This window comes from Archangium sp., assembly GCF_036389735.1.
Lineage (GTDB): Bacteria > Myxococcota > Myxococcia > Myxococcales > Myxococcaceae > Archangium.
In genome coordinates this window covers 1-2,855 of record NZ_DASVWK010000274.1, presented here as the reverse complement: position 1 = coordinate 2,855, position 2,855 = coordinate 1, and the positions used below count along the sequence as shown (strand labels likewise).

At 74.0% G+C, this 2,855-nt stretch carries 1 protein-coding gene and 1 pseudogene; both read right to left on the bottom strand.

What is annotated here, in order from left to right; genetic code table 11:
• On the bottom strand, positions 1-1,695 hold a 1,695-nt coding region (locus VF794_RS09850), incomplete at its 3' end, for a hypothetical protein (protein ID WP_331109081.1).
• A 115-nt stretch (positions 1,696-1,810) separates the two neighbouring features.
• A pseudogene (locus VF794_RS09845) lies at positions 1,811-2,855 on the bottom strand (carboxypeptidase-like regulatory domain-containing protein); the annotation flags it as partial.

Below are 2,855 nucleotides of genomic sequence, written 5' to 3'. Positions count from 1 at the left end.
GTAGTAGCCCGCGTCCACCACCCGCACCCGAGGCACCGTGGGCAGCGCGCTCGCCGGGCTCATGTAGGGGAAGGACGCGCTCATCCGCGCCGCCGCCGCCACCGCGAACTCCGTCTGCTTGCGCGGGAAGAGCTGGAAGAGCTGCACCCCCGACACCGACAGCCGCGCCTTCGCGCCCTCCACCGCCTCGTCCCCGTGCCCGTCCACCACCAGCGTGCTCGCCTCGGCCGAGGTCAGCGCCGACAGGTCCAGGTTGCTCACCAGCAGCCGCCGCCCGTCCTCCACCAGCATCGGCGAGTACACCAGCGACGGCAGCCAGCCCCGGGACTCCCCCTCGCGCAGCGACGCGAAGGTGCGCTCCATCCGTCCGGCCGTCTGCTTGCCCCAGGCGCGCTCCAGGGCGCGGCCCCGGCTCTCACCGAAGGGCAGCAGCAGCGCGATGGCCGCCGACGAGAGGCTGTCCTGCTGCATCATCGTGGCGAGCGACACATCCTCCTGGGGGGTGCCCGTGGGCTCCAGCCCCGCCACCCACGCCCCCGCCCCCACCATGCCGCCCGAGGCCCCGGTCACGAGGCGCACGTAGCGGTGGAAGCCCGGCACGCCCTCGGGGCCCTCCAGCCGCGAGAGCACATGCGCCGTCCACGCCGCGGCGCGGATGCCACCACCACTCGTCGCCACCAGCGCCAGGCGAGGCTTCGGCCCCGGCGCGCAGCGCATCGCCGCCGGTCCTCCCACCTGCTGCGTCTCGCCCTGCGTGGGCCACGCCACGCCCGGCGGAGGCTCCGCCCGCATCCGTGCCAGCCATGCGTCCAGGGCCTCGCCGTCCCCCAGCAGCCCCGCGTCGCGAGGCGAGGCGAGGCTCGTCCCCGCGTACTTCGGCGCCTGGGGCAGGGAGAGTTCGTCATAGAGCGAGATGTCCGAGCACCCGCGCCCGCCGAACACCACCAGCAGCCCCGTGACGAGGAGCGCCCCCATGTGCCGATCGGGAAAGAAGAAGCGGACGGCTCCGTAAGCGGCGCCGCACATGCCGATCGCCACGCAGATGACCACGGCGGGCGACACCCACCCATGGGACCCCGAGAACGCCACGTGCGCGGCCACCAGCAGGTAGCCCAGGACGAAGAGCCCCAGCAGCCCGCCCTGGAGCACGTGCAGCACCACCACGTGCGTCGAGTGCTTGCGGAAGAGGGTCACCTCGATCCGCCGCAGCCAGGGGTGGCGCCGCCGGTCCGTCTGGTAGCGGTGCTGGAGCCACTCGGCGCCGCGCGTGAGCAACAGCATCGCGCCCACCGCGGCCAGCACCCCGAAGAGGAAGGCGAAGTGCCGGTTGATGAGGCTCGGCAGGCTGAGCGCCATCAGCGACAGGGGGTAGGTGCCCGTACGGAAGAGGTACCAGCGGATGGTGGGCGGCACCCCCCGCGGCTTGCCCTTCCGCGGCGCCAGCGCCCACGGCTCGTCCGCGTCCAGCAGGTAGCCGATGAAGCACAACTGCCCCAGCAGCATCGCCGCCATGAAGGCCGCGACGAACGTCACCCGGGGCACGTCGTGGAAGAAGAGGTTCGAGAGCCCCATCGAGTCGAAGGCTCCCCACACGATGCACACCGGTATCGCCTGGAGCACGAGCAGCAGCGGGCAGCGGCCCAGCCACTCCATCAGGGGACGCAGCGGCTGCCTCGTCTCCCCGCGCCACCACAAGCGAAACCGTGTCCACCCCATACCCGCAAGCGTGCCTCAGAAGGCTCGCGCGCCGATAGTCGGGGACTTCCGGATGTTCAGCCCGCTTCACTGGACGCCGGGCAGGCACACCCCGTCAGAGCCGCACGTCCACACGGCCCGTCCTCTGGCACTCGGCGGCCACGTCCCCGGTCCAGGGTGGGCGGCCCGCCCCCTCCACCTCCACGTGGAGGGTGGTGCCTCGCACCCGGCCGAGCCCCCAGCGCCCCTCCGCGTCCGTGCGCCCCCGCACCGGCGGCAGCGAGCCCTGGAGCCCCGCCGCCGTCACGAGCGCCCCGTACACCGGCCCTCCCGTCGCGTCCGTCACGCGCACCTCGCAGGGCCTCGCGTCCTCCGGCACGCTCAGCGACACCGCGCGCTCGCCCTCGCCCTCCCTCACCACCACCGCCGGGCTCTCGTACACCTCATAAGGTGACGCCGCCGCCAGCACCCGGTACGTCCCCGCGCCGAGCACCGACACCGCCACCCCACCCTCCTCCTGGAGGAACGCGTCCGCGCCCTCCGTGCGCCAGCTCCCCGACCCGTCCCGGCGCTGGAGCAGGTACACCGGATAGGGCCGACGCGAGCGGCCCTCGAGCTGGCTCCGCGCGAAGGCATCCAACCTCAGCACCAGCCACCGGTACGCCGGCACCCGCCACGTCACCTCCAGCGGCCTCTCGTGCGGCCCCGGGCTGGGGGTGAGCTCGAACTCCGAGCGCTCCGGCGCCACCGGACGTCCCGACGCCGGCCGCTCCACGCGCACCGCGAAGCGCGTGGGCTTCCACCCCGGCAGCCTCTCGAAGGTGAAGGTGCCATCCGCCTCCGAGCGCACCACCGTCCCCGGCGGCTCCAGGCGCTCCACCCCGGCACCCGCCAGCGGGCGAGCGGAGGACCCCAGCAGCAGGCGCCCTCGCACGTCCACGAAGGACTCCCCGCCTCCGGGGAACGCGCGCCCGAGGTCCACCTCCACCGTCTCCACCCGTCCCTCGCGCAGCGGCACCTCGAGGGGCTCGGCCTCCAATCCCGCCTCGGTCTGGATTCGCAGGCGCACGGCCCGGTCCGGCGGCAGGGGCACGAGCAGCGTGTCCTCCTCCGAGGACAGGGGCACCGAGCCCTCGTCCCGCAGCGCCCGCGCGAGCTCC